Annotated in this window: 20 protein-coding genes, 1 tRNA gene and 2 pseudogenes; 13 read left to right on the top strand and 10 right to left on the bottom strand. The window is 45.0% G+C overall.

What is annotated here, in order from left to right; translation table 11 throughout:
- Positions 1 to 599: 599 nt before the first annotated feature.
- Together ACYVRH_RS01870 and ACYVRH_RS01865 are read right to left on the bottom strand one after the other, a co-directional pair.
- Complete coding sequence (locus ACYVRH_RS01870) at positions 600 to 1,871, bottom strand: InlB B-repeat-containing protein (RefSeq protein ID WP_461255228.1); 1,272 nt, start codon at positions 1,869 to 1,871, stop codon at positions 600 to 602.
- A 12-nt stretch (positions 1,872 to 1,883) separates the two neighbouring features.
- Positions 1,884 to 2,756: a CsgG/HfaB family protein gene (locus tag ACYVRH_RS01865; RefSeq protein ID WP_461255227.1), complete on the bottom strand. Its 873-nt coding sequence runs from the start codon at positions 2,754 to 2,756 to the stop codon at positions 1,884 to 1,886.
- 214 nt (positions 2,757 to 2,970) lie between these two features.
- Here ACYVRH_RS01865 and ACYVRH_RS01860 point away from each other — a divergent pair, with 214 nt between their 5' ends.
- On the top strand, positions 2,971 to 3,288 hold the full coding sequence (locus tag ACYVRH_RS01860; protein ID WP_461255226.1) for a helix-turn-helix domain-containing protein: 318 nt from the start codon (positions 2,971 to 2,973) through the stop codon (positions 3,286 to 3,288).
- 211 nt (positions 3,289 to 3,499) lie between these two features.
- Here ACYVRH_RS01860 and ACYVRH_RS01855 read toward each other — a convergent pair whose 3' ends face one another.
- Entirely contained in the window at positions 3,500 to 4,051 is a 552-nt protein-coding gene (locus tag ACYVRH_RS01855; protein WP_461255225.1) for a hypothetical protein, read from the bottom strand.
- A gap of 91 nt (positions 4,052 to 4,142) precedes the next feature.
- Between ACYVRH_RS01855 and thrS the strand changes: the two are divergent.
- From thrS to ACYVRH_RS01835, 4 genes and pseudogenes are all read left to right on the top strand, one after another.
- Positions 4,143 to 5,911, top strand: a pseudogene (thrS, locus tag ACYVRH_RS01850) (threonine--tRNA ligase).
- A gap of 54 nt (positions 5,912 to 5,965) precedes the next feature.
- Positions 5,966 to 6,784, top strand: a complete 819-nt coding sequence (locus ACYVRH_RS01845) for a DeoR/GlpR family DNA-binding transcription regulator (RefSeq protein ID WP_461255224.1) — start codon at positions 5,966 to 5,968, stop codon at positions 6,782 to 6,784.
- A gap of 111 nt (positions 6,785 to 6,895) precedes the next feature.
- Positions 6,896 to 7,222, top strand: a pseudogene (locus ACYVRH_RS01840) (transposase); the annotation flags it as partial.
- 144 nt (positions 7,223 to 7,366) lie between these two features.
- The gene (locus tag ACYVRH_RS01835) at positions 7,367 to 7,897 is read left to right on the top strand and encodes a DinB family protein (RefSeq protein ID WP_461255223.1); all 531 of its coding nucleotides are present in this window, start codon (positions 7,367 to 7,369) and stop codon (positions 7,895 to 7,897) included.
- Between the two features lie 226 nt (positions 7,898 to 8,123).
- On the opposite strand, the gene thiI is transcribed toward ACYVRH_RS01835, so the two are convergent.
- Together thiI and ACYVRH_RS01825 are read right to left on the bottom strand one after the other, a co-directional pair.
- Positions 8,124 to 9,284 carry a tRNA uracil 4-sulfurtransferase ThiI gene (thiI, locus tag ACYVRH_RS01830; RefSeq protein ID WP_461255232.1) on the bottom strand — a complete coding sequence of 387 codons (1,161 nt, stop codon included), beginning with the start codon at positions 9,282 to 9,284 and terminating at the stop codon, positions 8,124 to 8,126.
- Entirely contained in the window at positions 9,275 to 10,429 is a 1,155-nt protein-coding gene (locus tag ACYVRH_RS01825; protein WP_461255222.1) for a cysteine desulfurase family protein, read from the bottom strand. The genes thiI and ACYVRH_RS01825 overlap by 10 nt, the downstream gene beginning before the upstream one ends.
- A 55-nt stretch (positions 10,430 to 10,484) precedes the next feature.
- Here ACYVRH_RS01825 and thrA point away from each other — a divergent pair, with 55 nt between their 5' ends.
- From thrA to ACYVRH_RS01810, 3 genes are read left to right on the top strand one after another with little or no spacing between them, the layout of a single operon-like run.
- Positions 10,485 to 12,968, top strand: coding sequence for a bifunctional aspartate kinase/homoserine dehydrogenase I (thrA, locus tag ACYVRH_RS01820; protein ID WP_461255221.1), 2,484 nt, complete (start codon positions 10,485 to 10,487; stop codon positions 12,966 to 12,968).
- A 31-nt stretch (positions 12,969 to 12,999) separates the two neighbouring features.
- Positions 13,000 to 14,196, top strand: coding sequence for a pyridoxal phosphate-dependent aminotransferase (locus tag ACYVRH_RS01815; RefSeq protein WP_461255220.1), 1,197 nt, complete (start codon positions 13,000 to 13,002; stop codon positions 14,194 to 14,196).
- A gap of 15 nt (positions 14,197 to 14,211) precedes the next feature.
- Positions 14,212 to 15,459 carry an endo-1,4-beta-xylanase gene (locus ACYVRH_RS01810; RefSeq protein WP_461255219.1) on the top strand — a complete coding sequence of 416 codons (1,248 nt, stop codon included), beginning with the start codon at positions 14,212 to 14,214 and terminating at the stop codon, positions 15,457 to 15,459.
- A 139-nt stretch (positions 15,460 to 15,598) separates the two neighbouring features.
- Here ACYVRH_RS01810 and ACYVRH_RS01805 read toward each other — a convergent pair.
- A tRNA-Thr gene (locus tag ACYVRH_RS01805) sits at positions 15,599 to 15,671 on the bottom strand.
- Between the two features lie 123 nt (positions 15,672 to 15,794).
- Here ACYVRH_RS01805 and accD point away from each other — a divergent pair.
- From accD to ACYVRH_RS01785, 4 genes are all read left to right on the top strand, one after another.
- Entirely contained in the window at positions 15,795 to 16,559 is a 765-nt protein-coding gene (accD, locus tag ACYVRH_RS01800; protein ID WP_461255218.1) for an acetyl-CoA carboxylase, carboxyltransferase subunit beta, read from the top strand.
- On the top strand, positions 16,559 to 17,359 hold the full coding sequence (locus ACYVRH_RS01795) for an acetyl-CoA carboxylase carboxyltransferase subunit alpha (protein WP_461255217.1): 801 nt from the start codon (positions 16,559 to 16,561) through the stop codon (positions 17,357 to 17,359). Before accD ends, ACYVRH_RS01795 begins: the two co-directional genes overlap by 1 nt.
- A 157-nt stretch (positions 17,360 to 17,516) precedes the next feature.
- Positions 17,517 to 18,176, top strand: coding sequence for a bifunctional nicotinamidase/pyrazinamidase (pncA, locus tag ACYVRH_RS01790; protein WP_461255216.1), 660 nt, complete (start codon positions 17,517 to 17,519; stop codon positions 18,174 to 18,176).
- 7 nt (positions 18,177 to 18,183) lie between these two features.
- Positions 18,184 to 19,638, top strand: coding sequence for a nicotinate phosphoribosyltransferase (locus ACYVRH_RS01785; protein ID WP_461255215.1), 1,455 nt, complete (start codon positions 18,184 to 18,186; stop codon positions 19,636 to 19,638).
- Between the two features lie 174 nt (positions 19,639 to 19,812).
- On the opposite strand, the gene ACYVRH_RS01780 is transcribed toward ACYVRH_RS01785, so the two are convergent.
- Entirely contained in the window at positions 19,813 to 21,948 is a 2,136-nt protein-coding gene (locus tag ACYVRH_RS01780) for a beta strand repeat-containing protein (RefSeq protein WP_461255214.1), read from the bottom strand.
- Between the two features lie 404 nt (positions 21,949 to 22,352).
- Between ACYVRH_RS01780 and ACYVRH_RS01775 the strand changes: the two genes are divergently transcribed.
- On the top strand, positions 22,353 to 24,014 hold the full coding sequence (locus tag ACYVRH_RS01775) for a nucleoside kinase (RefSeq protein ID WP_461255213.1): 1,662 nt from the start codon (positions 22,353 to 22,355) through the stop codon (positions 24,012 to 24,014).
- A gap of 227 nt (positions 24,015 to 24,241) precedes the next feature.
- On the opposite strand, the gene ACYVRH_RS01770 is transcribed toward ACYVRH_RS01775, so the two are convergent.
- The 3 genes from ACYVRH_RS01770 to ACYVRH_RS01760 form a co-directional block, all read right to left on the bottom strand.
- A complete protein-coding gene (locus tag ACYVRH_RS01770; RefSeq protein ID WP_461255212.1) occupies positions 24,242 to 24,811 on the bottom strand; it encodes a hypothetical protein in 570 nt (189 codons plus the stop codon).
- Between the two features lie 9 nt (positions 24,812 to 24,820).
- Positions 24,821 to 25,012, bottom strand: coding sequence for a 50S ribosomal protein L28 (gene rpmB, locus ACYVRH_RS01765; RefSeq protein ID WP_461255231.1), 192 nt, complete (start codon positions 25,010 to 25,012; stop codon positions 24,821 to 24,823).
- A 381-nt stretch (positions 25,013 to 25,393) separates the two neighbouring features.
- Entirely contained in the window at positions 25,394 to 25,759 is a 366-nt protein-coding gene (locus ACYVRH_RS01760) for a helix-turn-helix domain-containing protein (protein WP_461255211.1), read from the bottom strand.
- Positions 25,760 to 25,958: the final 199 nt, after the last annotated feature.

Here is a 25,958-nt window from a genome sequence, read left to right as displayed (position 1 = left end):
ATGCGACATTTTGCGAGATACAGGCTTTAATGATTTGAAAAAAAAAGTAGTGGAGCGAAGCGGAACTACTTTTTTTGACCTTATTAAAGATACTGATAAATTACCCCCTCAATTTTTCGCATACGGGCGGGTGGGTCGCTTTTTATCAGGCTTTCATGAGCTATGATAGGTGGGTAGTATGCGAAAAATTGAGGGGGTATTAGCGAACTAATTTATTTAGTCGGGTGTTCTTACTTTCGTTTTATCTTAGGGCGCAGCCCTACCGCCGTAGGCGGTTCTATTTCTTGTGGGAAATTAGTTTAGCGTTATGCGACATTTATTAAATATAAGAGGTTTTAAGAGGGTAAAGGTTAAAAAAAAGTAAAAAATGGTTTGTAACGGCACTAATGGCTTAATTATGCTATATTTAGGGGTGTTTTTTGGCAGGGCGCAAATATTATAAAATGTCGATTTGATGAAAGCGTTAAGTGAAATCATTAAATATGTTATCAATTATGACATCAATTTTTAATAGTAACAGGGGGTAATAGGGAGTAATAGGGAGTAATAAGTATTGACATAATTTCTTATCTGGTATAGAATTAGAGCAATAGGGAGTACTACAGGGTAATAGGGAGTAATGGGGTACGAACTCTGGTAACGCTGTTTCCTATAGTTACGCTTGTAAGGTCAGTGCAGTTGTAAAAAGTGTATTGTCCAATGGCGATAACGCTGTTGGGTATGTTTATGCTGGTAAGATTGGTGTTGGCAAAAGCCCCAACCAAAATGCTAGTAATGCTGTTAGGCAGCGTAATCGACACAATCATATCCTTACCTGTCGCCACATTGACATCAGGATTAAACTCCGTCCCCGCCATCGTACAAGCTGAAAGGTCAAGATCAACATATCTGCTCGATAACGCTATGGCGTTTAATAACTGCCGCCAGCCGCTTCCGGTTTGGGTCATCGTTCCCAGATTTATCTGCACGGGCAAATAGACAGGTTCTTCAGGGGCAAAGCCGCCCTGCTGAGAGGCGAGGTAGGCGCTTATGTCGGCCATGCCTGTAAAGAAACTGTTCCACTTCGCAAACAGCGTAATTGTTCCAGTAACTGTATACTGGGAGCCGCCGTTGTAATTGCTTCCCGTTCCTGCGCCGTCGGTGTTCCAGCCGCCGAAAATAAAGCCGTCTTTGGACAGACCGCTTCCCGCAGGCAGCGTGATAACGGCATTGGCGCTTACAGTCTGCGCTGAAGGAACCGCGCCGCTTCCGCCGTTGAGGTTAAAGGTAACGGTGAAGGAATTGGTACTTTCGTACCACTGGGCGTACAAAATTAGGCTGCCGCTTACGGTATATAATGAATTCGCTCCCAACAATATTCCCGACCCGTCAGCTTCCGTATTCCAGCCGCCGAACATTTTGCCGGCGTAGACAAGTGATCCATGATCGGGGATGATGATATTAAGCCCGCCGTACACTGTTTTTGACGCAGGAGGAGCGCCGGCAGATCCATTTGCGTTAAATGAAATCGTATGCCGCTGCGTTGAGCTGGAAATCCACTGCGCGTAGAAAACCATATCCCGCGTAATGGTGATTGAGTCCCCTACAAAATAAGTAGTCCCTACTCCGATTGTGGCGCTTTCACTCCAGCCTACAAAAGTATTCCCAGTGCTGGCCATGCCACCGATATTTGGAAGGGTTATCGTCGTGCCTTCAATCACCGTTTGCTCGGACGGCGGCATTCCGGTCGCACCGTTTGCGTCATAAGCCACCGTGTAAGTAACCGGCGGCTCTTCCGGTTTCTCTCCGTGAAACAGCGTGGCGACCATTTCACAGGAAAAAAAAGAAACGCAAAAAATAATTAATAAAAAACTTGCAGTTTGTTTTTGCATGATATTACCTCATTAAAACTTTATTGTATAACTAAACCTGTAACTCGCGCGGTTTCCGGCATATCCCTCTGACGTTTGAACAATTTTGATTTGGGCGTTGTCCATTACTGTTGCAATACGCGGCGCGTGGTTGTATATGAAAGGGCGCGCGAAACCGTAAACCAGTGTTAATCCCGCAACGCCGAAGCCGACACTACCCGGGATACCAACCGCCGGGCTGTCCCAGTTGAGTACAAGAGCCTCTACTGTGAAAAGTCCCGCAGTAACCGCGTAACCTCCGGTAAGCGTAAGCCCGCCTGAAATGTCGCCTTCAATATACGAACCAAGGCCGAGCAAAAGATTTAACGCGCCCGTCCCAAACTTTTCACCGGCTGTGGGAGGCCGTTTTGAAAAAGCCTTTATCCTCCTGTCGTTCTTATTTACTGTAATTGAATCCGAGGCAAACGCTTCCCTGGTTTCAACGCCAATCGCTTTAATAAAAAAATTGTAGTCAAGGCGGGTATCTTCCAAAGAACCCGTTATAATCGCCTGAGCGCCGATTATTTTGGTAAGGCTCGCCAGACTGTCGTCGCTTATCATCCCTATTTTTTCCTGAAACTGAAATTTGAGTTCCGCGTCTATAACTTCGGGACTCGCCCTGTCAAGCACGGTAAATTTCTTGGTGTTCACCAAATAGTTGTACAATTTTTTCAGAACATAATTTGATATGTCGTTATTAGGCGATTGAAACTGATAGACGACAATTTTTGATCCAGCCCTAAGCTCGTCACGGATTTTATTGCCGGCGATTTGTATGGCCCTATCCAGCGAAACCGCCTTTTCAGCCTGCCCAAAAATTGATAATGCCACAAGAAAAAGCACAATGACCGCGATACATTTTTTCATTTTTCATACCTCATGTAATGACAGATAAATGACAAATTACGAAATAATGTCATAATAAAGTTATCCATCAGATTTCATTATTGTAATATTATATTTCTTTGAAATATCAATAACTATTACAATAATATGTCTGATATATCATATATTGTCAATAAATAATTAATGACATTTCATTATAATTTTCCATTAAATGAGCTATAACTTCAGGGAAAATTTGAGAAACGAACTCAATTATAAAGGGGTAACTGTAAAAGAATTAAGTGCCCGAACCGGCATTCCCATAGCATCGCTTGATTGTTATCTAGGGACACGGGCAACTATCCCCTCCGTAGAGAACGCCGTCAAAATTGCCCGTGAATTAAAAGTCTCAGTTGAATACCTTGTTATTGGCGAAGATGCCGCGTTAGGAAGCAAAAAATCAAATTATAGCCGTGAAGCGCAGGAAATAATCCGCTTGGTAGGAAATCTAAATCAAGAACAATGTAAAGCGATACTCAAACTAGCGCAAGCTTTCAAGAAAGAAGTGTTATAGGCCAGAAGAATTCACACAAAGATCACTAAGAAGTTCAATTCTCTTCTTTGTGATCTTTGTACCTTTGTGCTCTGCGCACTGACGGCTGCCTAAAGTCAGCCTTGCTTTTATTTTAAACAGCGGCGTTTATTGGTGCTACGTTGTGCGGCATTATTCATCCACACGGTTATACCGTGCGTTTAATTAACGTGTGTGAAATCTTAACGAATGTTTAAACAAGACCCTTCAGAACTGCCTTAAAAAGTTCGCCTTTAGTATCTTTTCCCATAACCGAATCCAGCGCTTTAAGCGCCGTTCCGCCGCCGCTTAATGAAACCCCAAACGCGCTGCTCAAAGTTTTTCCTAAATCGGAAGCCATGCCGGTTACTTCTTTTTCGTTTTTAGCGGATTTTGCAAGCCCTGAAGCCATAGTAGCAATTGAAGCAAGAGATCCCCCGCCTGAATTGCCGATAATCGCCGACGCTAAACCCGCGATGCCGCCTGTGGCTTTTTTTGCCGTGTCAGCTTTTCCAAAAGAAAACAAAGAACCGGCAAGTTCTGCCAAATTGCCCAATTTGGAATTGTTAAGCAGGCCCGTTTTTGCCACGGCAGCAAGAGCGCCTCCCGCAATTCCGGCAATCCCTCCCGATTTACCCAACATGGCAGGGATAATCGCCGCTAAATCCAACCCGGGAATAGCTCCGTCTTTAGATACTTTTTCCCCCGCCAACCCGGCCGTAGCCGCCGCAATACCCGATAAAACATTTAATGCCGATAATGCCATAGTTACCTCCTAAGTCAATATAATCAATATAAGTAAATTAGTAACATTTATCAATATAGACGTAATCAAGTAAAAGTGCTATTCTTAAATAATGTCAGATAAACCAGAAATTAACCAAAAATTAGCGACAATCCGTCACTCCGTAAGCCACGTCATGGCTCAGGCCGTAATTAAACTTTTTCCCGGAACAAAAACTGCCATTGGTCCCGCGATTGAGAACGGCTTTTATTATGATTTTCTCCTGCCTCGGCAAATAACAGCAGATGATCTTTCCGCCGTCGAAGCGGAGATGAAAAAAATCATCGACAGCCGACAGGATTTTGTTAAGGTTACCGTAAGCAGAAAAGACGCGCTTGAGCGTTTTGCAGACGAAGAATTTAAAACGGAAATAATTAATGACTTGCCGGAAGGCGAAGATATTTCGATTTACGAAAACCGCGATGCGGACGGCAAAGTCCAATGGAGCGATTTATGCCGGGGCCCCCATGTCGCCAATACAAGGGAGATAAATTCCGCAGCTTTCAAACTGCAAAGCATTGCGGGCGCTTACTGGCGCGGCGATGAAAATCGCACCATGCTTACCCGCATTTATGGAACAGCGTGGGAAAATCCTAAGGATTTAAAAGCGCATCTCGCGTTTCTTGAAGAAGTTGAAAAGAGGGATCACCGCCGCTTAGGAAAAGAGATGGATCTTTTTTCTATTCATGAAGAAGCCGGCGCCGGCCTTATCTATTGGCATCCGCACGGCGGCAGAATGAGAGTCGCACTTGAGGATTTTTGGCGGCGGAACATTACCGCAACGGTTATGAGATACTCTATACGCCCCACATCGGAAAAAGCTGGCTTTGGGAAACTTCGGGGCATCTTGGTTTTTACAAGGGAAATATGTACAGCCCCATGGAAATTGACAAACAGGATTATTTTATAAAACCGATGAACTGCCCGTTCCACATTTTAATTTACAACAACAAGGGACACTCCTACCGCGACCTGCCCCTGCGCTGGGCTGAGCTTGGAACAGTTTACCGTTATGAACGCTCAGGCGTTCTGCACGGGCTTCTTCGCGTGAGAGGTTTCACACAGGACGACGCACACATCATCTGTACGCCGCAGCAAATGGAAAGCGAGATACGCGAAGTACTGCGTTTCAGTTTGATGATTTGGAATGTTTTTGGCTTTAAAGAAATTAAGGCGTACCTTGCAACCAAGCCCGCAGAATCAGTCGGCGAACAGGACAAATGGGACGCGGCTTTGGAAAGTTTGCGTAACGCGATAAACGCAGAAGGCCTTCCCTACGAGATTGACGAAGGCGGCGGCGCGTTTTACGGCCCCAAGATCGACATTAAAATTAAAGACGCCCTTGGCCGCGAATGGCAGATGTCCACTATTCAATTTGATTTTAACGAACCGGAACGCTTTAACATGACCTTTGTTGATACTGACGGCCAGCACAAACGCCCGTACATGATACACCGCGCCCTATTTGGCAGCATAGAAAGATTTTTCGGCGTGCTTATTGAGCACTTTGGCGGAGCTTTCCCCGTTTGGATCGCGCCTGAGCAGGCCGCTGTTATTCCCGTATCGGAAGTGTTTAACGATTACGCTAAAATTACAGCCGCTTCCCTAAAATCGCGCGATTTGCGCATAACGGCAGAGTTAGGCGATGAGCGCATGAACGCGAAAATCCGCAGTTGTCAAACGCGAAAAATTCCTTATATGCTTGTCGTAGGACAGCGCGAAATGGACGAAGGTACGGTATCGATTCGTTTGCGTGACGGGAAACAGCTTGCGGCGATGGAGATTGAAGAATTTGCCAAATATGTTCATGTAAAGATAGAAAGCAAATCTTTGGAATTATAGTTATGGCAATCTCTAAAAATTTCAGTTTTTAGAAGTTCCAAAAAGGGATTAATAATGGACAGGACTGTTAAGATACTGGATTTTTTAGCAGCTAACAAGACTGTAAAGATTTCCCTGCTTGCCGAATTGCTTGACGTATCTAATGTAACTCTGCGTAAAGATTTGGATAACCTTGAAAAACGCGGCATTATTCGCAAGACCCACGGCTACGCCAGTCTGGAAGGCGCGGACGATACCAGCAAACGGATGGCGTTTAACCATTCAATCAAGCGAAGAATTGCCAAAGCCGCTGCGGAAATAGTAGATGAAAGCGAAACAATTTTGCTTGAATCAGGCTCTTGTTGCGCGTTATTTGCCGAAGAGCTTGCCCTTGCCAGAAAAAACGTTACAATCGTTACAAATTCTATTTTCATTGCCAACTATGTTTGTAAAATGCAAAATATTAAACTAATCCTTCTTGGCGGATATTTTCAACCGGAATCGCAAGTTTTAGTTGGAAAGCTAACAACAAACAGTTGCGAAACTTTTTTCATAGACAAATTTTTTTTGGGCGCCGACGGTTTTATTTCAGGTCAGGGATTCACGGGAAGGGATCATCTTCGCGTTGAAACGGCCCAAAAACTAGCCGAGCGCCCAAAGAATATTTATATGCTTACTGAATCTGCGAAATTTAACCGCCGCGGCGCGTATAACCTTATTACCCTTGATAAAGTAACAGGAGTTTTCACCGATGACGGCATCCCCAAAGAAGCCGAAGCCGATTTGCTTAAAAACAACGTAAAAATTTACAAAGTGCCGTCAGTAGAAGAAGTTATCAAATGGCGGCAATACCCGGGACAACCGCCAATTATGTACAAAGAGAAAGACCAATGAAGATTCTCACAAAGAGCACAAAGTAAGAGAAAATACAAGCCTATCTTAAAAATTGTGTAAATGGCCATAAAATAGTAGAAATACCAGAGGAGAAAGCGGACTAAAGTCCGAATGTATTTGGACGCCCTGCGGGTAAAAAGCCGCGAGGACGGGAAAAGCTGCAATAAGAGCGTTTATGTAACTTTAGGGGTCAATTTTGAAGGGAAAAAGGAAGTTTTAGGGCTTTGGATAGCGGAAAACGAAGGGCTACAGATTAAAAACCATGGAATGACAAATACCCGATGATTTACCAGTCATGGCTGCGGCACTGGAATGACCTGAGCGAGTTTTTCAAATACCCGCCTGATAATCCGTCGAACCTTCGATTCGCAGGCAATTTATACGACTAACGCGGTTGAGTCGCTAAATTTTTTTTTACGCAAAGTCATTAAAAACAAGTAGCCTTCCCCTGTCGATTCCTCTTCTTCAGGTTATATCATATTCCCCTTGTTTTCTTTTTATCATTCCTTGGTGTGAAATCTTTCGAATAAATGTCTTCAAAAACAAATGATTATATGTTATCATCTACAAAAGGAGAAATATATGATAGAAGCGAAAATATACGCCAAATACAATCAGGCTGCTAACAAGACTATTTTTGGACTTATGGACGAAATGGACAATGAAGAGCGTGAAAAAGACAGGGGAAGTTTTTATGGGAGCCTTTCTGGGCTATTACGCCATATTATTGGCGGAACGCAGTTTTTTCTGGGAATGTATAAAGCCTCTTTAACTGGCAACGCGGCTGCGTTAAAGGCAATTTCCGCGATAGAAGCGCTTCCAAAACCGCCGGAAGGGGCGTTAAGCGCCACGCAGTGGAAAGAACTGGGCTCCGTACTCAATACAATTGACTCTGCTTATGTTGGTATGACCGAAGCATTAAGCGAATCTGATCTTAACCTGCCCGTTAAAATTGAATGGTACGGGGGAAATCCCGCGTCAGTGCCGTTGTCATTCATGCTGAGCCAGCTTGTCGTTCACAACACCCATCATCGCGGGCAAATTTCTCAAGTTTTTGATTCTCTTACTATAGCTAACGACTATTCGGGAATAGATGTTTCGTTTCTATTATAGAAGAATATTACCACGAACCACACGAACAAGAAGCGGACTAAGAGAGCGATGAGATTTACTACAGAAATGCGCGTAGTAGATAGCTGAATGGATCAGGGGTTCTTGTACGAAAGATATGCGTGGACATTACGATAAGATACGGACAAAAACCCCTAAATTTTCTGCTCTCTTCTTACCCGCTTATCAGTGCTAAACTCAAATCCTTCTTGGTTCGTGGTAAAAAAAATTATTTGATCAATTCATAATTATCAAGCGCCTCATCAATTAGCTCTTCAAGTTCCAGCTTTTCGTATAACGCATTCGCCTCCGTAACATCGCCGTGCAGCACCGGGTGCGGGGGGCTGAATAGGGTACAGCAGTCCTGATAGGGCTGTATTGAAATTTCAAAGGTGCCGATTTGTCTTGCTTTTTTTATAATCTCTTCCTTGCTGAAACCAATCAAAGGGCGAATAACGGGAAGTTTTATCCTGCTTTGAGTGCATGTTAAATTTTCTATCGTCTGACTCGCGACCTGTGACAAACTTTCGCCCGTAATAAGGCATTTGCATTTTGTTTTTTGCGCGGCTTTTTGCGCGGCTTCCATCATCGCCATGCGTAACAAAATAGTAGTCCATTGAACGGGGGCGCGTTCTTTTATTCTCATCTGCGCTTTGGTAAAATTTAAAATATAGAGATTGATCCCCATGCAATACGCGCCTGTTATTTTTGCGAGATCGATAACTTTTTGTTTTGCTTCCAGAGAAGTGTAAGGGTATGAGTGAAAATGAATCGCGTCTATAGTCATTCCACGCGCAGACATCATAAAACCGGCGACAGGGGAATCAATTCCACCCGATAACAATAACATTCCCCTTCCTGCGGTTCCTACAGGCAGGCCGCCCAATCCTTTTTTGCCGCCTGAGTAAATTAACGCTTTTTCGCGGATTTCAATTTTTATAATGTCATCGGGCGCGTGAATATCAACTTTCATATCGTTAAACGCGTTTGTAACCGCAGCGCCCGCGTTACAGCATAACTCGTAAGAAGTAAAAGGAAAACTTTTATCCGTCCTTCGCGCGTCAATCTTAAAAGTTTTTACCCCTCTCTGAAAGAGTTTTTTTCCCTCTTCAACGCAGGCGGCAAGAACGGCGGCGGGAGTTTTTTCGCAAGTGGTAATTTTTGCCCAGCCTGAAATTCCAATTAAATGGGAAAGAACGTTTTCTATCTCCTGTGATTTTTCTTCCGGCGCTTGAATGTAATAACGGCCGGCAGTGAATCTTAATTTTATGCCGCCCGCTTCGGATAGCAGTTGTTTTATGTTGTGTTTTAACGCTCCTTCAAAACTTTTTTTGTTATCGCCTTTACGGGAACGTTCCGCCGGTTTTAAAAGCCAATTGCTTACAGAAATTTTAACACCTCCGCAACAGCTTCAAGAAAAAGATCGATCTCTTCGTCCGTAGTGGCGTACCCCTGTGAGACGCGTATTCCTTCGATCCTCAGATTTTCTTCAACGCCCATTGCGGCAAGGACGGGGCGTTCGGGAGATGATGACGAGCAGGCCGATCCTGTTGAAACCGCGAAACCTAAATCGTCAAGGGCGCGGGCCATAACTTCGCCGGGTATGTCTTTGAAAGCGGTTTGTAATATGTAGGGAGAAAATCTGTCGTCTTCAGGGGAGCGGCAGGAGGGGATGAAGGTACAGCGTTCCATTGCAGAAAGAGATGTCATCAGTTTTTTCCATCGGGCTTTTGCCCGCACATATTCAATCTGCATACTCTGCGCGTCCGCGTACCGCGCAAGGCAATCCGCCAGTTCAATCGCTCCCTGAGTATTTTCAGTTCCGCCTCTTATCCCTTTTTCCTGGCCGCCTCCCGTGTAAAACGCATCCAAAGGTTTTTTCAGATATAAAAGTCCAATCCCGCGTGGCCCTGAAATTTTATGGGCGCTTATTGAAGCGGAATCAATTTCCCAATTTGAAATGTCAACCGGTATTTTTCCAATCGCCTGCACAAGATCGCAGTGAAAATGTATGGGCGCGGATTCTTTTCTTTTTTGAAGCGCTTCCCTTAAAGAAGCAAAATCTGTTACTGTCCCCGTCTCATTGTTTACCGACATAATAGCCGCGAAACGAACGTCGCCGTATTTATCTAGCGCTTTTGTAAAAGTTTCCGCCGTCACCATTCCCGTAGAATCAACGCTAATAGAGCCTGTCATTTTTCCTATCCTGTCCAAAGTTTCCATTCCCTCCCTTACGGAAGAATGTTCCGCAAGGGATGAAATCACCCTTCCTTTTCCCTGACGAGTCAAATTGGAAAAAAGCGCGATGCTGTTGGACTCGGTTCCGCCGGACGTAAAGTACAGAGTTTCAGGCGGCACGTTTAAAACAGCCGCGCACCGCTTTCTTGCGTCTTCAAGAGCTTGCTTCGCGTATCGGCCTTCGCGGTGATGGGACGAAGGGTTTCCAAACGGAACGGAAATATCGCTCTTTGAATAAGGGGATGAGGCCGCCCAATCAAGATAAACTCTTTTTAAACCTGATTCAACTTTTGCCATGACTGCTATTGTAAAAATATAAAAAAATTTAGTATTATTCAATGGGAGTAAAATTATGTTGGTGTTAAAATTTGGAGGCTCGTCCGTTGGAAGCCCAAAGGGGATTGAGCAAATTATCGGAATCTTAAATGACAAAGAATACGCGGGAAACGTGAGCGCGGTGATAGTTTCCGCGTTTTCTGGCGTGACAGACGCGCTTATTAAAATGGCAAATGCAGCTGTTAGCGGAGAGTCGTGCAAGAAGCAGTTGGATGACCTCTGCGCTCGCCATAAAGACTGCGCCGCGCATTTTTTAAAGGCAGCGGAGCGCAAGAACGCGGTTAAAGTTATAGAAGATAATATAACCCTGCTGTCGCAGATTCTTGACGGAATTACGCTGTTGGGAGAGTTATCTTTGCGCAGTCAGGATTTAATTATGAGTTTTGGAGAGAGGCTCAGCGCGAATCTTATCGCGTCTATTTTTACGGCGAATAATATTAAAGCGTCGTTTTTAGACGCGCGTGACCTTGTAAAAACAAACTCTAATTACGGCAAAGCGGAAGTTTTAAAAAAGGAAACTGAAGAAAATATCAAGGCTTATTTTAAAGATGTAAAGAAAACGTTGCAGGTTGTAACCGGGTTCATCGGTTCTACGGCGGACGGATATACGACTACAGTCGGGCGTGACGGTTCCGATTTAAGCGCCGCCGTTTTTGCCGCCGCTCTAGGAGCAAAAAAATTAGAAATATGGACCGACGTTGACGGAATGTTAACAGCCGATCCTGAGCAAGTTAAGAACGCGTTCCTCATAGATGAAATTTCATATAACGAAGCGATAGAAATTTCCCACTTTGGCGCTAGGGTAATTTTTCCGCCGTCTGTCAAACCGGCGCTTGAAAAAAACATTCCCATTTATATTCGCAACACTTTTAATCCAAAGGGAAGCGGCACAAAAATAACCGCAAAAGCCGCCCCCGGAAAATACTCTATTCGCGGGATTAGCTCTATAAATCAAGTCGCGCTTATAAGAATTCAAGGCACCGGCATGGTTGGCGTTGCGGGTTTTTCCGCCCGCCTATTCGGCTCTCTCGCAAGAAAGGGAATCAACGTTATGCTGATCACGCAGAGTTCCAGCGAATACTCAATTTGTTTTGCGGTTTTGCCGGAAGACATACAGAAGGCAGACGCTGCGTTAAAAGAAGAGTTCGTTAATGAAATCCGTAGTTTTTCCATTGAAAACCCGATTATAGAAAAATACCTTTCAATAATCGCCGTTGTAGGTTCGGCAATGAAGAACACTTCGGGTATCTCTGGGAAATTCTTCCACGCGCTTGGCAGAAACGGAATTAATATTGTAGCAATAGCGCAAGGATCATCGGAGTTAAATATTTCTGCGGTCATATCAGCGGCTGACGAAGGCAAGGCGCTTAACGCCATTCACAACGCTTTCTTTTTCGCCCATCAGCGCTCGGTCAATTTGTTCCTGATTGGCACCGGCCTTATTGGCGGCACATTATTGGAGCAGATCGCCGACAACCGCGAAAAGTTAGCTGACAATATGCTCAAAATTAATTTAATTGGAGCCGCCGATTACGACAAAATGATCTTTTCCCTTGACGGGCTTGATCCAAAACAAACAAGGAAAATGCTCACTACCAAAGGCAAAGTGGAAGGCACTCAAACAATTGAGCCGAATATAAAGGGCGCGACTGAATTTATCGAAAAAATGGCGTCTTTCAATCTTCCCAATTCGTGCTTCTGCGATTGCACCGCAAGCGAAGACATCGCCTCTTTGTACGAAAAAATTCTTCACTATTCCATACCCATTGTTACGCCAAATAAAAAAGCCAACTCCGGTTCCCTGGACTATTACAAGCGGCTTACTTCGTATTCAAGGGAAAGGGGAATTCCCTACCTTTATGAATGTACGGTAGGGGCGGGACTCCCTGTTATTTCTCCATTACGCGATCTTTTCCTAGCCGGTGATAAGGTAATAAAAATTGAAGCGGTGTTATCGGGAACGTTAAGCTACATTTTCAATAATTTTGACGGTTCAAAGCCTTTTTCCGCCCTTGTGCGTGAGGCGAAAGAGAAAGGCTACACTGAGCCGGATCCAAGAGACGACCTTAACGCGATGGACGCGGCGCGAAAAGTTTTAATCCTCGCCAGGGAATGCGGCCTTAACATTGAGTTTAAGAACGTAAAAATTGATCCTATCCTGCCGCCCGCCTGCTTTAACGCGAAAGACATCGGCGCTTTTTTCACTGAACTGGAAAAAACGGACGCTGATTATGAAAAACGGCGCGCTCAGGCCGCCGCTGAGGGCAAACAACTGCGCTATATCGCCGTAATAGAAGAAGGAAAAGCGAAGATTTCTTTCCGCGCCGAAGGGGAGGGAAGCCCGTTCCGCTCGTTAGTTGACAGCGATAATATTGTCGTTATTACGACAAACCGTTATTCAAAACTCCCGATGGTTATTAAGGGGCCTGGAGCGGGCGCTCAAGTTACCGCAACGGGAGTATTCGCCGACATTTTACGTACGGCAAGAACGTTGGTTTAACAGATTAGTTTTTATTTATAAGGAGAATAAAATGGCTATTTCTGCAAATATTAAAGACGCGCTTGCCTCATCATCGATGATACGCAAAATGTTTGAAGAAGGCATACAGTTAAAAAAACAGCATGGGCAAGACAAGGTTTTCGATTTTTCACTTGGAAACCCCGATATTGACCCGCCTGCCGCTTTTCATGAAGCTCTTGTAAAAATGGCTCAGGAAGACGAGAAAGGCTCACATGGGTATATGCCAAATGCCGGTTACCCAAAAGTCAGGGAAGCGCTGGCGAAAAAAGTTTGCAAAGAGCAGAATGTTAAAATAGACGGTTCCCATATAATTATGGCGGTGGGAGCAGCAGGGGGGCTTAACGCGGTCTTCAAGACAATCTGTAACCCCGGCGATGAAATTATCGTATCGCGTCCTTATTTTATGGAGTACCGCGCCTATGCCAGTAACCACGGCGCGAAACTTGTAGAAGTTGACTCTCTTGACGATTTTAATTTGGACATTACCGCGATTGGCGCGGCGTTAAACGAAAAAGCCGCCGCTATCCTTATAAATTCACCTAACAATCCTAGTGGAAAGGTTTATTCCGCTTCCGTCCTTGCCGCGCTTTCCTCGCTTCTTACTGAACATGGAAAAAAGACCGGACGTTTTCCATACCTTGTTTCAGACGAACCCTACCGTGAAATTGCGTATAACGTAGAAGTTCCGCCTGTTTTAAGCTGTTATAGCGAGTCCATTGTGGTCAGCTCCTATTCAAAAAGCCTGTCTCTTCCCGGCGAGCGTATCGGTTTTATCGCGGTAAGTCCAAGCGCAAGCGGCAAGGACGATCTTTTAAACGGTTTAATTTACGCTACAAGGATACTGGGTTATGTAAACGCCCCCGCTTTAATGCAAAGATTAGTAGGCGCCCTTACGGAAGCGCGAATAGACGTTTCCATTTACGAGAAAAGGCGGGACGCTTTTGTAAAAGTTTTAAATAACGCCGGTATTGAGTACTCAATGCCTCAGGGGGCGTTCTATCTTTTCTGCAAAGTCCCCAAGAGCAAAACGGGAAGACTGGAAACAGATGATAAAGCGTTTGTCGAACACCTTAAAAAATACCTTATTCTTGGAGTGCCGGGAAGCAGTTTTGGCAAAAGCGGTTGGCTACGTTTTGCCTACTGTGTTGACGAAAAGATAATTAACGCTTCACAAAACGCTTTTAAATCTGCAATGGAGTGTTGGTAGCCAACAGGAGGAAATATGGAGCCGAATCTTAATCATCGCAAGGCTTGTGTTAATATGCGGATTGTTACAGAAGACGGACAGCCTGCGGCGAATAGGGATGTAAAAATAGAGCAAAAAAGCCACAAATTTTTATTCGGAGTCGGCGGTTTTGAAGCCGTGGAACTTGCAGGCGGCAACCCTGACGGCGGCGCGATAGATGAAAAACGCGCGGCGTTTTTAGAGGAAAAACTTAACAAACTTTTTACCATTAACAATTACGCGACAATGCCGTTCTACCTAGGACGTTATGAGCCGCAGGAAGGCAAGCCCGACGAGAGGCGCTTGAAAGCTGGAGCGCGTTGGTTCGCGCAGAGGAACATAACCGTGAAGGGGCATCCCCTGTGCTGGCATACTGTCTGCGCCCCGTGGCTTATGAATTATTCCAACGCGGAAATATTAATAAAAGTAATAGCGAGAATCGAGCGCGACGTATCGGCCTTTGCCGGATTGATCGATATATGGGACGTGATTAACGAGGTCGTCATTATGCCGATTTTTGACAAATACGACAACGCCATTACGCGAATATGCAAAGAATACGGACAGGTGAGGATAGTAAAGGAAGTTTTCGAGGCGGCAAAGAGAGCGAATCCCAACTCGGTATTGTTGTTAAACGATTTTGATACTTCCCTTGATTATGAAATTTTGATAGATAAGTGCCTGCAAGCGAGTATCCCGATTGACGTAATCGGCATACAGTCGCACCAGCACCAGGGCTATTGGGGCGCGGAGAAGATACACGATGTGCTTGAGCGTTTTTCCCGTTTCGGTCTGCCCCTGCATTTTACTGAAAACACTATAATTTCAGGTGAGATAATGCCCCCGCACATAGTTGATTTGAACGATTGGCAGGTGAAGGAATGGCCTACTACCCCCGAAGGAGAGGCGCGGCAAACGCGCGAAATTATCGAAATGTACGAGATACTTTTCTCTCATCCCAAAGTGCAGGCGATTACCACATGGTCAGGCTCAGATGACGCATGGCTCCACGCGCCCGCAGGCTTCCTTCGCACCGACAACAGCGAAAAACTGGCGTACAATGCGTTACGCGACAAAATAGAAAACGAATGGCGCACCGTAAAAGACGGGCGCACCGACGAAAACGGCAATGTAAAACTGGAAGGCTTTAAAGGCGCGTATGAAGTTTCCTGCATGGAAAAAACCGCCCTCTTTGAGCTAGACGGTAATGACGCTCTTGAACTTAAATTAGCAATTAACAATTAACAATTAGCAATTAACAATTAACAATTAACAAGCATAGCGGCTTGCCAAGAGGCAGCTCTCGCAAACAACGAAATTGCTCACTGCTCATTGCTCATTGCTCATTTTTCATTGCTCATTATTCATTGCTCATTGAAAAAAAAGCCGTCTTCCGGAATCGAACCGGAGACCTCATGATTACAAGTCAAGTGCTCTGCCAGCTGAGCTAAGACGGCAAAAAAATCGTTTTTATCAACAAAACAGAGTTTATTTGTTATTTTTTATCATGTCAAGGCTATTTTTAACGTATTATTAAAAATCATCTTGACATTTTTTTAAATTTTGTCTAAGCTCCTAACATGGTTGATTTAATATGTTCCCAATGTCAAGCCCCTATATCCGACCCTCTTGGGGTCTGCGATAAATGCGGTAATCATTCCAGACTGACTTGGCAGCAAAGGCTGAGCATTACCGCGGATAAGGGGAGTTTTAACGAGTTCGATTCGGGGATGAAATCGGGTAATCCGATTGAATTTCCCGACTACGAAGAGAAAATTAAAGAATTGCAGAAAAAATGCGAAACAGGCGAAGCCGTCGTTACAGGGCGTTGTACCATAAAAGGGTACCCTTGCGTCATCGGCATAATGGACAGCCGTTTTATGATGGCAAGCATGGGCAGCGTCGTGGGCGAAAAAATTACAAGGGCGGTTGAATACGCTTCGGCGAATAAACTGCCCGTGGTTATTTTTTCTGCGTCTGGCGGGGCGCGTATGCAGGAGGGGATTATCTCCCTTATGCAGATGGCAAAAACATCAGGCGCGGTTGCGAGGCACACGGAAGCGGGCGGGCTTTACATTTCCGTAATTACTGACCCGACCACGGGCGGCGTTACCGCATCCTTCGCTATGTTAGGTGACATTATTATCGCCGAGCCGGGAGTTACTCTGGGTTTCGCGGGAAAACGCGTCATACAGGATACCATAGGCGCGGTATTGCCCGACAGGTTCCAAACGTCGGAGTTTGTTTATGAGCACGGTTTCATAGACGCGGTTATCCACCGCAAAGATATGCCTGAAAAAATCGCTCATATTATCAGATTGCACGGCTATAAAGGAGGAAAGTAATGGCTTTAAATATGCAACAAAAACTGGATCTCCTTAAAAATCTTGGCCGCCCTACTATTCATGACTACATTCCGCTTGTTTTTAACGATTTTATCGAGTTCCACGGCGACCGCTATTTCAGCGACGACCCGGCAATTTTAAGCGGGATTTGTTTGTTAGGTGACACTCCCGTTACGGTAATTTCTCAAGTAAGGGCAAAAGATATTGAGACCTTGCAGAAGATTAACTTTTCCATGCCTCATCCCGAAGGATACAGAAAGGCTTTGCGCCTTGCGAAGCAGGCGGAAAAATTTAAACGCCCCGTGATTTGTTTTATTGACACTCCCGGGGCTTACTGCGGCGTAGGCGCGGAAGAGCGGGGGCAGGGGGAAGCCATTGCGCGTAACCTTCACGAGTTTATGACTCTTAAAACTCCTGTAATTTCCGTCGTTCTTGGAGAGGGAGGCTCAGGGGGGGCGCTTGCCCTTGGCGTTTGCGACGAACTTGCCATGCTTGAAAACGCCCTTTATTCAGTAATCTCGCCCAAAGGGTTCGCTTCTATTTTATGGAAAGACGGTTCAAGGGAAAGGGAGGCTGCGGAACTGATGAAAATTACCGCCGAAGACCTGAAACGTTTTGGAGTTTGTGATAGAATTATTGGGGAGCCGGAAGGGGGAGCCGCGAAAGACATTGCTTTGACGGCAAAAAACATCAAAGCGTTCCTTACGGAAACCGTCAGTAAGCTGATAAAGGAAGACTTTAAAAGCTTGCCTGAAAAACGGTATCAGAAATTCCGCAAAATTGGCGTGTTTACGGAGTAGTGTGGATAGTGAGCAGTTAGCAGTGAGCAGTGGGTAGTTTTTTATTGTTAGTAAGATAAGAGTATTGGCAACAAGATCAGTTTATTAACAATAATACTACCTACTAACCACTATCCATAAAAGTTTTTGGTTAGTTGCTGGAAAAGGAGCGGGGAATATGAATTTAGACGTTTTAAAAACTTTGCTTTTAATTATTGACGTGCAGAATGATTTCTGTCCGGGAGGGGCGTTGGCGGTGAATGACGGGGACAAAGTTGTCGCTCCGCTTAACGCGATCTCCCGCGCTCTTGCCGAAAAAGGCGGGCGCATTGCCGCCACCCAAGACTGGCACCCTGCGGGGCATATTTCTTTCGCGTCGTCACATAACGGCAAGAAACCGGGCGACGTTATTGACACGCCCCTTGTTAAAGGGCAAGTTCTCTGGCCGGATCACTGCGTTCAAAAAACTAAAGGCGCCGATTTTCACAAAGAGCTTGATTTAAAGCCGGTCTCTTTGATTGTACGCAAAGGTTTTCACAAAGACATTGATTCATATTCGGCGTTTTTTGAAAATGACAGAAAAACCAAAACAGAGCTTGAAAGTAATCTGCGCGATCTTGGCATAGAAACGGTTGTCATGGGCGGCATTGCCACCGATTACTGCGTGTTTTTCAGCGCGATGGATTGTAAAAACTTGGGATTTAACGTTATTGTCGCGCAGGACGCGGTGCGCGGAGTCGGCTTTCCTGAAGGCTCCGTAGAGAAGGCAGTAACGGAAATGAAGAACGCAGGGGTTAAATTCATCTCTTCCAAAGAAATCATTAATAGTTTAAAATAAAAGTACTATGACGGAATCTTCCGCCCTGTTCACTGATTTTTATTCCCTCACCATGGCTCAAGGTTACTGGAAAAATAACCGCGATGAAACAGTCGTGTTTGAGATGTTTTTCCGTCATCAGCCGTTTTCAGGCGGTTACTCTATTTTTGCCGGTCTTGGCACTCTGCTTGAAAAGCTGTCTAATTTTTCTTTTTCAGAAGATGACATTGCCTATCTAAAAAGTTTGGGCGTATTTGAAAACGGTTTTACCGATTATCTTAAAACTTTTCGTTTTAACGGCTCACTTTGGGCAATGGACGAGGGAACGGTCGTCTTTCCGCAAGAACCGTTAATCAGAACGGAAGGAAACCTTATTGAATGTCAGATAATTGAAGGCGTTATTTTAAATATTATCAATTTTCAAAGTTTAATCGCTACTAAAACTCGCCGAATCTGGCTCGCTTCGGGAAAAGGGCAGATAATGGAGTTCGGTCTTCGCAGGGCGCAAGGGCCGGACGGGGCAATCTCAGCTTCGCGCGCGGCGTACATCGGAGGCGCCCAGGGAACAAGCAATACTTTAGCGGGAAAAATTTACGGAATTCCCGTAATGGGGACTATGGCTCATTCATGGGTAATGTCATTTAACAACGAAGAAGACGCGTTTGACGCATACTCCGCGCTGTACCCCGACAGATCAATTTTTTTAATCGATACTTATGACACTTTAAAAAGCGGGATACCTAACGCGATAAAGTCAGGAAAAAAACTTGCCGCCAAAGGAAAAAATTTCGGAGTGCGCCTTGATTCGGGAGACATTCAGTATCTTTCAACCGAAGTAAGGCGGCAGCTTGACGGCGCGGGGCTTAAAAACGCTTTTATCACAGTCTCCAACGATCTTGACGAGAATATAATTGAAACGCTTGTGAAAGACGGCGCGCCGGTGAACAGTTGGGGAGTGGGAACCCGCCTTGTTACCGGCGATAACGCCGCCGCCTTTACCGGAGTTTACAAACTTGCCGCTCTAAGAGGGGAATCAGGCGTAACGCACGTTACGCACGTTACCCCGGTTATGAAATTTTCAGATAACCCCGAAAAGACGACAAACCCCGGCATAAAACAAGTTTGGCGGATTAAGGATAAAAACGGAGCCGCAATAGCGGACGTGTTAAGTGTAGACGACAATGATGACGTTTTAAAAACCGGACAACGCTATTCTTTCTGGCACCCTTCCGCAGATTACCGCCATTTTGTTTACACCATCGAAGGAAGCGCGATCGCGCTGTTAAAAAAACGTATAGAAAACGGCGTCTTGACTGCGGAACAGCCTCCACTTGCGGAGATTAAAGCTTATGCCGCGTCAGACCTTGAAAGTTTTGATTCAACATATAAAAGGCTTTTGAATCCCCATATTTACAAAGTGTCGATTACCGATAAATTACGTTCCCTAAAACTGGAATTGATACAGAAGCTGTTGGGAACTTGAGAAAGATTCCGAGGATTTCACACAAAGAACGCGAAGGAAGATAAGATCACAAAGAGGAAAGAAGTTTTGTTCGCTATACCATCGTGAAGCTCACGGTTTGATTTATAACGACAATCCATTGTTCTCTCTTCTTTGTGATCATTGCCTGTCTGTAATTAATAAACTAAAAGTCTCTTATTCCCAACCTCCCGGCGCTCCACTTTTATTTGAATCAAGGTTCACAGTCGGTCCTGCTGTATTTTCCCTGCGGTAGGAGACGCCAAGAGATATTGACCCACGCACCGCGTGACCTCTGTCGGTCTGTACAACGTTGGATGCGTTTTTAACTACATTGCCGTTTACCGTATCATCGGAATAGCCTGTAATGGTTCCACCTGTTTTAGTGAAGATTCCAGGAGTGCTCAAATACCCCACATACACTCCGCCACCGTAAACGAGAGAACCGGAAGCGGTATTGCCGGAGATTTTTCCGCCAGTCATGGTAAATGTTCCGCTACTGCCCACATACACTCCGCCACCGGAACCGGAAGCGGTGTTATTGCCGGAGATTTCTCCGTCAGTCATGGTAAATGTTCCGCCGTTACTGCCCACATACACTCCGCCGCCACCGGAACTGGAACCGGAAGCGGTATTTCTGGAGATTTCTCCGCCACTCATGGTAAATGTTCCGCTACTGCTCATAGCTACCCCGCCGCCAAATTGGGCAGTATTACTGGAGATTTTTCCACCTTCCATTATAAAGATTCCTTGACCATTAGACACCCCGCCGCCCATGGGAGAATCATTAGTAGTAATTTCTCCGCTAGTCATGGTGAAGGTTACGTTTGTGTTCATGTATACCCCACCGCCGCCGCCGCCGTTGGAATCGGGAGCGGAATTGCCTGAGATTTTTCCGCCATTCATGGTGAATGTCGCGTTATTGTTTAAAAACACCCCGCCGCCGGTGGCAGCGCTATTGGCGGAGATTTCTCCGCCTGACATTATGAATGTCGCATTACTGTTTATATACACCCCGCCGCCGTAGGACGACGCACTGCCGGCAATGGTATTACCGGTTATTTTTGCTCCATCTTTCATCTCTAGAATGCCGCCTGAATTTACTTTAACCAGAGGGAAGCTATTGGCAGTGCTGCCTTTTTGCAGAGTGATGTCCCTGTCCAGTATAAGCGTAACACCGCTTTCCACCAAAAAGAGCGAGCCCGCAAACGTTTTGAGGCTAATGGTCTTTATTCCTCCTGTTCCCGTAAGCCTTATGGTGATATTGTTCTTTCCGGTATAGGAAAGGCGATTATCTCTGGTGGTGCTGGAGTCGGTAGCTCCATCAAGGCTTTCATTCTTGTCCACTGTAACGAGGTATGAACGGTTGCTCTGCGTATTGGTTTTAAGCCATGACAGCTTTGCTGCGAGATCTGCGCCGATGGCAGTTATTTCGGCGGACGCGTCTATTACAGGACCTACCGCCGCGCTGGTTACGCTGCCTTGATTGCCGGAATTGGTTATAGTTACGGCGATGTACTTATCAATATCCGCCAATGTCAGCGTGTACGTTTCCTCGTTTGCATCGGTTATGGCCGTGTTCACGGCATCCGCAGTATCTCCACGTTTCCATTCGTAGGAATAGGTTCCGCTTCCGTTAAGTCCGGTGGTATTCGCCGTTAGAGTATCGCCGTCAAAAAGGGTTCCGGTAATAGTTGGCGTACCGATTAGTACGGAAACGGGAGGGACTGTAACGGCAACGGCGGCACTGGTCTTGCTGCTGTAGCCTTCCGCGCTCACTGTTACGGTGTAGCTTCCCGCCTGAGTCGGCGTAAACGTGTTAGGTTTTGTCGTTGAAGCTGTTCCGACATTGTTTCCGTCTTTTTTCCACTGGTAGCTTACCGTTTCTGTCCCGCTGTAGGTTGCTGATAGTTCCGTACCGGTGGTAACATCGGTAGATGGGCTTATCGTAACGTTGCCCGGTAATTCGGGAATAGACGCGCCGGTAACGTTAACGGCTGCGCTGGTCTTGCTTTTGTAACCAGTCGCGCTCACTGTTACTGTGTAGCTTCCCGCTTGAGTCGGCGTAAACGTGTTAGGTTTTGTCGTTGAAGCTGTTCCGACATTGCTTCCGTCTTTTTTCCACTGGTAACTTACCGTTTCTGTCCCGCTGTAGGTTGCGGATAGCTCAGTTCCGGTGGTAACATTTCCGGTTGGGCTGATAGTGACAGTTCCTGTCAGTTCAGAATCTCCGCCATTGTTTCCGTTATCGCAGGCGATAAAGCAGAATAATATTGCCGTAACAAGGGCAATAATCCATAACTTGTTCTTCATAGAAAACTCCTTTTTCTTTGATGTGTATAAAAAAGCCATCCATAAAAAATGGACGGCGTTTTTCCGAGGATAATGTTAATGTTGCGTGGAAAAAGCGATATTGTTTTATTTGTGTAGTTGTTGTGTTTAACGGGGGGGGGGGGGGATATTTATTGTTTTAGTTTTAAAGGACTTTTGCATAAGCAGATTATATGAGGATTGTTTGTTTAACAGGGCGAGTTTTTCACTCATTAAGAATATTTTATCATTTTTCGGAGAAAATTGCAATGGATAAATGCAAATAATTTAATAATAAATTGAATGTATTTATGGTTAAAACTGCCCATTTTATAGTAAAAATCCCCCTTATTAGCCTAAAAACTTATCCGCTATTAATATGTATTCTTTTATGATATAATGCTCCCATGAATAACGTACAAATTAGGTTTATCAATACCGGTAAAACGGTAACCTGCCCTTACGGCACAATCGCTTTAACCCTTATTGAGCATTTTGACATTCCGCCGGAGAAAATTGCGGCAGTCAAGGAAAATAACGAATTACGCCCTCTTGGAACTTCTTTACTTGTGAACGCGGCGGTTGAGCCTGTCCTTATGTACTCTTCCGAAGGAGTTATGGTTTATCGCCGCACTCTTTCTTTTGTTCTTGCTATTGCGGCGCGGAAAATATTTCCAAAGGCCGGCGTGTATGTCGGACATTCGCTTGGAAACAGTTATTACTATACGTTAAGCTCAGGCGAAAAACCAAATGAAAACGACGTTAAAGCCCTCGCCGATGAAATGCGCAATATTATAAAAGAAAATCTTCCGATAACGTTTAAATATCTTTCCTATGAAGAAGCCTTGCAGTTATTCAAAGAAAATAACCAAACCGATACGGTTCTTCTACTTGATCATAGAAGCTCCCCGCTTATTAAGGTAAACGAGTGTAAGGGTTATATGGATATTTATGTGCAGCCGCTTCTTTCGCATACTGGCCTTCTTAGCGCTTTTGAGCTTATGCCGTATCAGGACGGTTTTTTGTTGCGCTTCCCCGGCATCGGCAAGGGAGATACAATCGACCCATTTGTCGATGAGCCTCAGCTTTTTCAGGTTTACAGCGATTATAAAAAATGGGGCAAGATTATCGGAGTGCGCGTAGTAGGGGAACTGAACGCCCGCATCGCAAACAGGAATTTTCAGGAGTATATCAGAATAGCGGAAGCCCATCAGGAAAGAATGTTAGGTGATATTGCCCGCCTTATTTGCAAAGAACGGGAAAATATAAAAATGATTTTAATTGCCGGCCCTTCCAGTTCAGGAAAAACGACAAGCGCGAAGCGGCTGGAGATTGAGCTTATGGTCTCCGGTTTAAAGCCAATCGCCATCAGTCTTGACGATTATTATAGAGGGACTAAGGAAGCGCCAAAGGATGAAAAAGGCGAGCCTGATTACGAATGTTTGGAAGCCCTGGACGTTCCGTTTTTTAACGAGCAATTGCAGTCGCTCTACAGGGGAGAGGAAGTAACGCTTCCCGTTTACGATTTTAAAATTGGCAGCCGCAGGGAAGGCGGCGGCAGAAAAATAAGGCTTGGAAGTAATAATGTTTTAATTGTCGAAGGCATTCACGGTCTTAATGAAGCGCTCACCTATAGTATCGATAGAAAAACAAAGTATAAAGTTTACGTGTCAGCGCTAACGCAGTTAAATCTTGACGATCATAACCGCATTCCAACAAGCGACAACAGGCTTTTAAGGCGCATGGTGCGCGATTCCCAATTCAGGGGGATGCAGGCGGCAGGCACGATTAAGATGTGGCCAAAAGTCCAGGCGGGGGAACGCAAGCATATTTTCCCGTTCCAAGACACTTCTGACACCGCTTTTAATACCGCGCTTGATTACGAGCTTTCAGTTTTAAAATACTACGCTGACCCGCTGTTGCGCGTAATTAAACCGGGTATGACAGAATACGCCGAAGCGGTAAGACTGCTTGCCTTTCTTGAAAACTTTATCCCAATCCCGCCCCAGTATGTGCCGGGGACGAGTATTCTGCGCGAGTTTATCGGGGGGAGTGAGTTCAAGTATTAGTGAATAAACGCCATTAAAACGGCGTTTATTCACACGTTAAGCGACATTAAAACGTCGCTTAACGTAGCGGTTTACGGGCGTCTTTTGCGCCTGGCGGCGCAGACGCCCTACATTCTGCCTTCGGCAGAACGTCGTAAACCGCCATTGGGGGATAGGGAAAAAATTTTGTAAATTGCCATTGGATGGGGATTTTTTAAACAGCCATTGAATTGGTTGGGGAAAATATTTTAAAGACCCAATGCGATGCAAATTTTACTTTTAAATTCTTTTTCTGTTGTTTTATCTTTTAGGTAGTCTGTAATTATCTGCCGTACTACGGGGGGGAAGCTGTTCCAGTAACGCTCCGGCCATGCGCCCATTTCATCGCGGAGGCTTTTATCTACTGATTCTTTCATTTCGCCGTGAGAGAAAGAGACAAATTGTTCGATCATGGAAAGGATTACGTCTGGCGGTAGTGCGCTGGCAGGGCTGTTTTTTCCGACTCCGTCCGGCATCCATGCCTTACATAATTCGTTTCTCTGCTTGTCGTTAAGTTCGGGGGCGTGTTCTTTCAATATTTTTAAAATCATTTCCTGAACGGATTTATTCATAGTCTCAATGCCGCCGCCGATTCCGGCGTTAATTTTTTCAGTAATTTCCTTAGACATTCTTTGCGGATCGGGTATATCACCAACCGTGTTAAAAACCATTAAATCGCGGCGTCTGCGGACAACCGCTTCCGCCAGCACTTCAATAGAAACAGCGTCACTTTTATTGAGGATATAATCCAGCGTTTGTACCAGTTCGGGATCCGCCATGGGACAGGACTAGACTTTTTTAGTGATATAGTCGCTTTTTAGGCACCTTGTGCAGACTTTAAGTTTTGTCGTAGTGCCGCCTATTTCGGTCTTTACGTTTACAAGATTGGGTTTCCATGTCCTGCGGGTGCGGTTTTTGGCATGGCTCACTTTATTGCCGGTTACTGTATGTTTTCCGCAAATATCACAAGTCCGTGACATATTATCCTTCCTTAAAAAAGCCCTTGTGGGGCGTAAATAAACGGCTTTAAACGCCGCATTTTTTGGCATCCGCCGTTTTTGGCAGATACCAAGAATATACCAAAAACCGGAAATAATGTAAAGCCTAATATCGGACATTATTTTCTGATTTTTCTTTGTTTTATTCCAAAGTCTCTCCTGCAGGGAACCCACAGAAAATGTTTTTACCACACGCTGCCTGCCCTGACTGCACTCAAGTATTTATTCGGCATACATCTTCTAGCGCTATTAGTATTTCCCAAGAACGGCATTACCTTCATTTACAATGTGATTAGTGATTCTCTCTCTTTATTTAGTGGTTCACACCTTCGACATTTCAATTTTGAGATAACAGACACTTTGCTATGGCTTTTGGGGCGTTTTTGCTTTCTCCCGCCATATTTTTAGGACGCTTTCAGCGGAATAATCGAACCCTTTCCTGATTTTTTTGAGGGCTCTGGTTAATTCAAGAAATACCGTCTGGTTATTTACACTCTCATTGGGATCTTCTGCCATAAAAAAGCAAAAAATGTCTGTTTTCAAGGCAGTGGCGAGGTTGGTTATGGTGGTGTCGCTAATCCATGTACGGCAGGTTTCTATATCTCTGACCATTGTTGAGGAAATTCCCGCCATTTCCGCCAGTGCTTCTTGTGATAGGCCAAGTAATTTGCGCCTTTTCCTAATGTTCGAGGCAAGTGTTACCCGTATTTCCGTGGGCTTCTTCTGCATAAATATAAGTATATGATAGGGGAAATAAACTTCTTGCATAACAAGACAATATTTGCTATTTATTATTTGTTAAAATCGTTGACAATATCGCTGTTAATATAGTATAAAGAGAATAGTGGGCAATGTGAGGGCGCAATAGTATCTGCTACCGCTTTTGCCCCTTTCAGAAAAACAACCCGTATGGGCTTGTTAATAAATG

The organism is Treponema sp. R80B11-R83G3, assembly GCF_054786115.1.
Note: the sequence above shows the minus strand (reverse complement) of the source record. Positions and strands in the feature narration are given on the sequence as shown.

Bases quoted from the DNA above. Each gene is read 5' to 3' on its own strand.
- ACYVRH_RS01870 (WP_461255228.1), bottom strand. From the start codon at position 1,871: ATGCAAAAACAAACTGCAAGTTTTTTATTAATTATTTTTTGCGTTTCT.
- ACYVRH_RS01865 (WP_461255227.1), bottom strand. From the start codon at position 2,756: ATGAAAAAATGTATCGCGGTCATTGTGCTTTTTCTTGTGGCATTATCA.
- ACYVRH_RS01855 (WP_461255225.1), bottom strand. From the start codon at position 4,051: ATGGCATTATCGGCATTAAATGTTTTATCGGGTATTGCGGCGGCTACG.
- ACYVRH_RS01845 (WP_461255224.1), top strand. From the start codon at position 5,966: ATGGACAGGACTGTTAAGATACTGGATTTTTTAGCAGCTAACAAGACT.
- ACYVRH_RS01835 (WP_461255223.1), top strand. From the start codon at position 7,367: ATGATAGAAGCGAAAATATACGCCAAATACAATCAGGCTGCTAACAAG.
- ACYVRH_RS01825 (WP_461255222.1), bottom strand. From the start codon at position 10,429: ATGGCAAAAGTTGAATCAGGTTTAAAAAGAGTTTATCTTGATTGGGCG.
- thrA (WP_461255221.1), top strand. From the start codon at position 10,485: ATGTTGGTGTTAAAATTTGGAGGCTCGTCCGTTGGAAGCCCAAAGGGG.
- ACYVRH_RS01815 (WP_461255220.1), top strand. From the start codon at position 13,000: ATGGCTATTTCTGCAAATATTAAAGACGCGCTTGCCTCATCATCGATG.
- ACYVRH_RS01810 (WP_461255219.1), top strand. From the start codon at position 14,212: ATGGAGCCGAATCTTAATCATCGCAAGGCTTGTGTTAATATGCGGATT.
- accD (WP_461255218.1), top strand. From the start codon at position 15,795: ATGGTTGATTTAATATGTTCCCAATGTCAAGCCCCTATATCCGACCCT.
- ACYVRH_RS01795 (WP_461255217.1), top strand. From the start codon at position 16,559: ATGGCTTTAAATATGCAACAAAAACTGGATCTCCTTAAAAATCTTGGC.
- pncA (WP_461255216.1), top strand. From the start codon at position 17,517: ATGAATTTAGACGTTTTAAAAACTTTGCTTTTAATTATTGACGTGCAG.
- ACYVRH_RS01785 (WP_461255215.1), top strand. From the start codon at position 18,184: ATGACGGAATCTTCCGCCCTGTTCACTGATTTTTATTCCCTCACCATG.
- ACYVRH_RS01780 (WP_461255214.1), bottom strand. From the start codon at position 21,948: ATGAAGAACAAGTTATGGATTATTGCCCTTGTTACGGCAATATTATTC.
- ACYVRH_RS01775 (WP_461255213.1), top strand. From the start codon at position 22,353: ATGAATAACGTACAAATTAGGTTTATCAATACCGGTAAAACGGTAACC.
- ACYVRH_RS01770 (WP_461255212.1), bottom strand. From the start codon at position 24,811: ATGGCGGATCCCGAACTGGTACAAACGCTGGATTATATCCTCAATAAA.
- rpmB (WP_461255231.1), bottom strand. From the start codon at position 25,012: ATGTCACGGACTTGTGATATTTGCGGAAAACATACAGTAACCGGCAAT.
- ACYVRH_RS01760 (WP_461255211.1), bottom strand. From the start codon at position 25,759: ATGCAGAAGAAGCCCACGGAAATACGGGTAACACTTGCCTCGAACATT.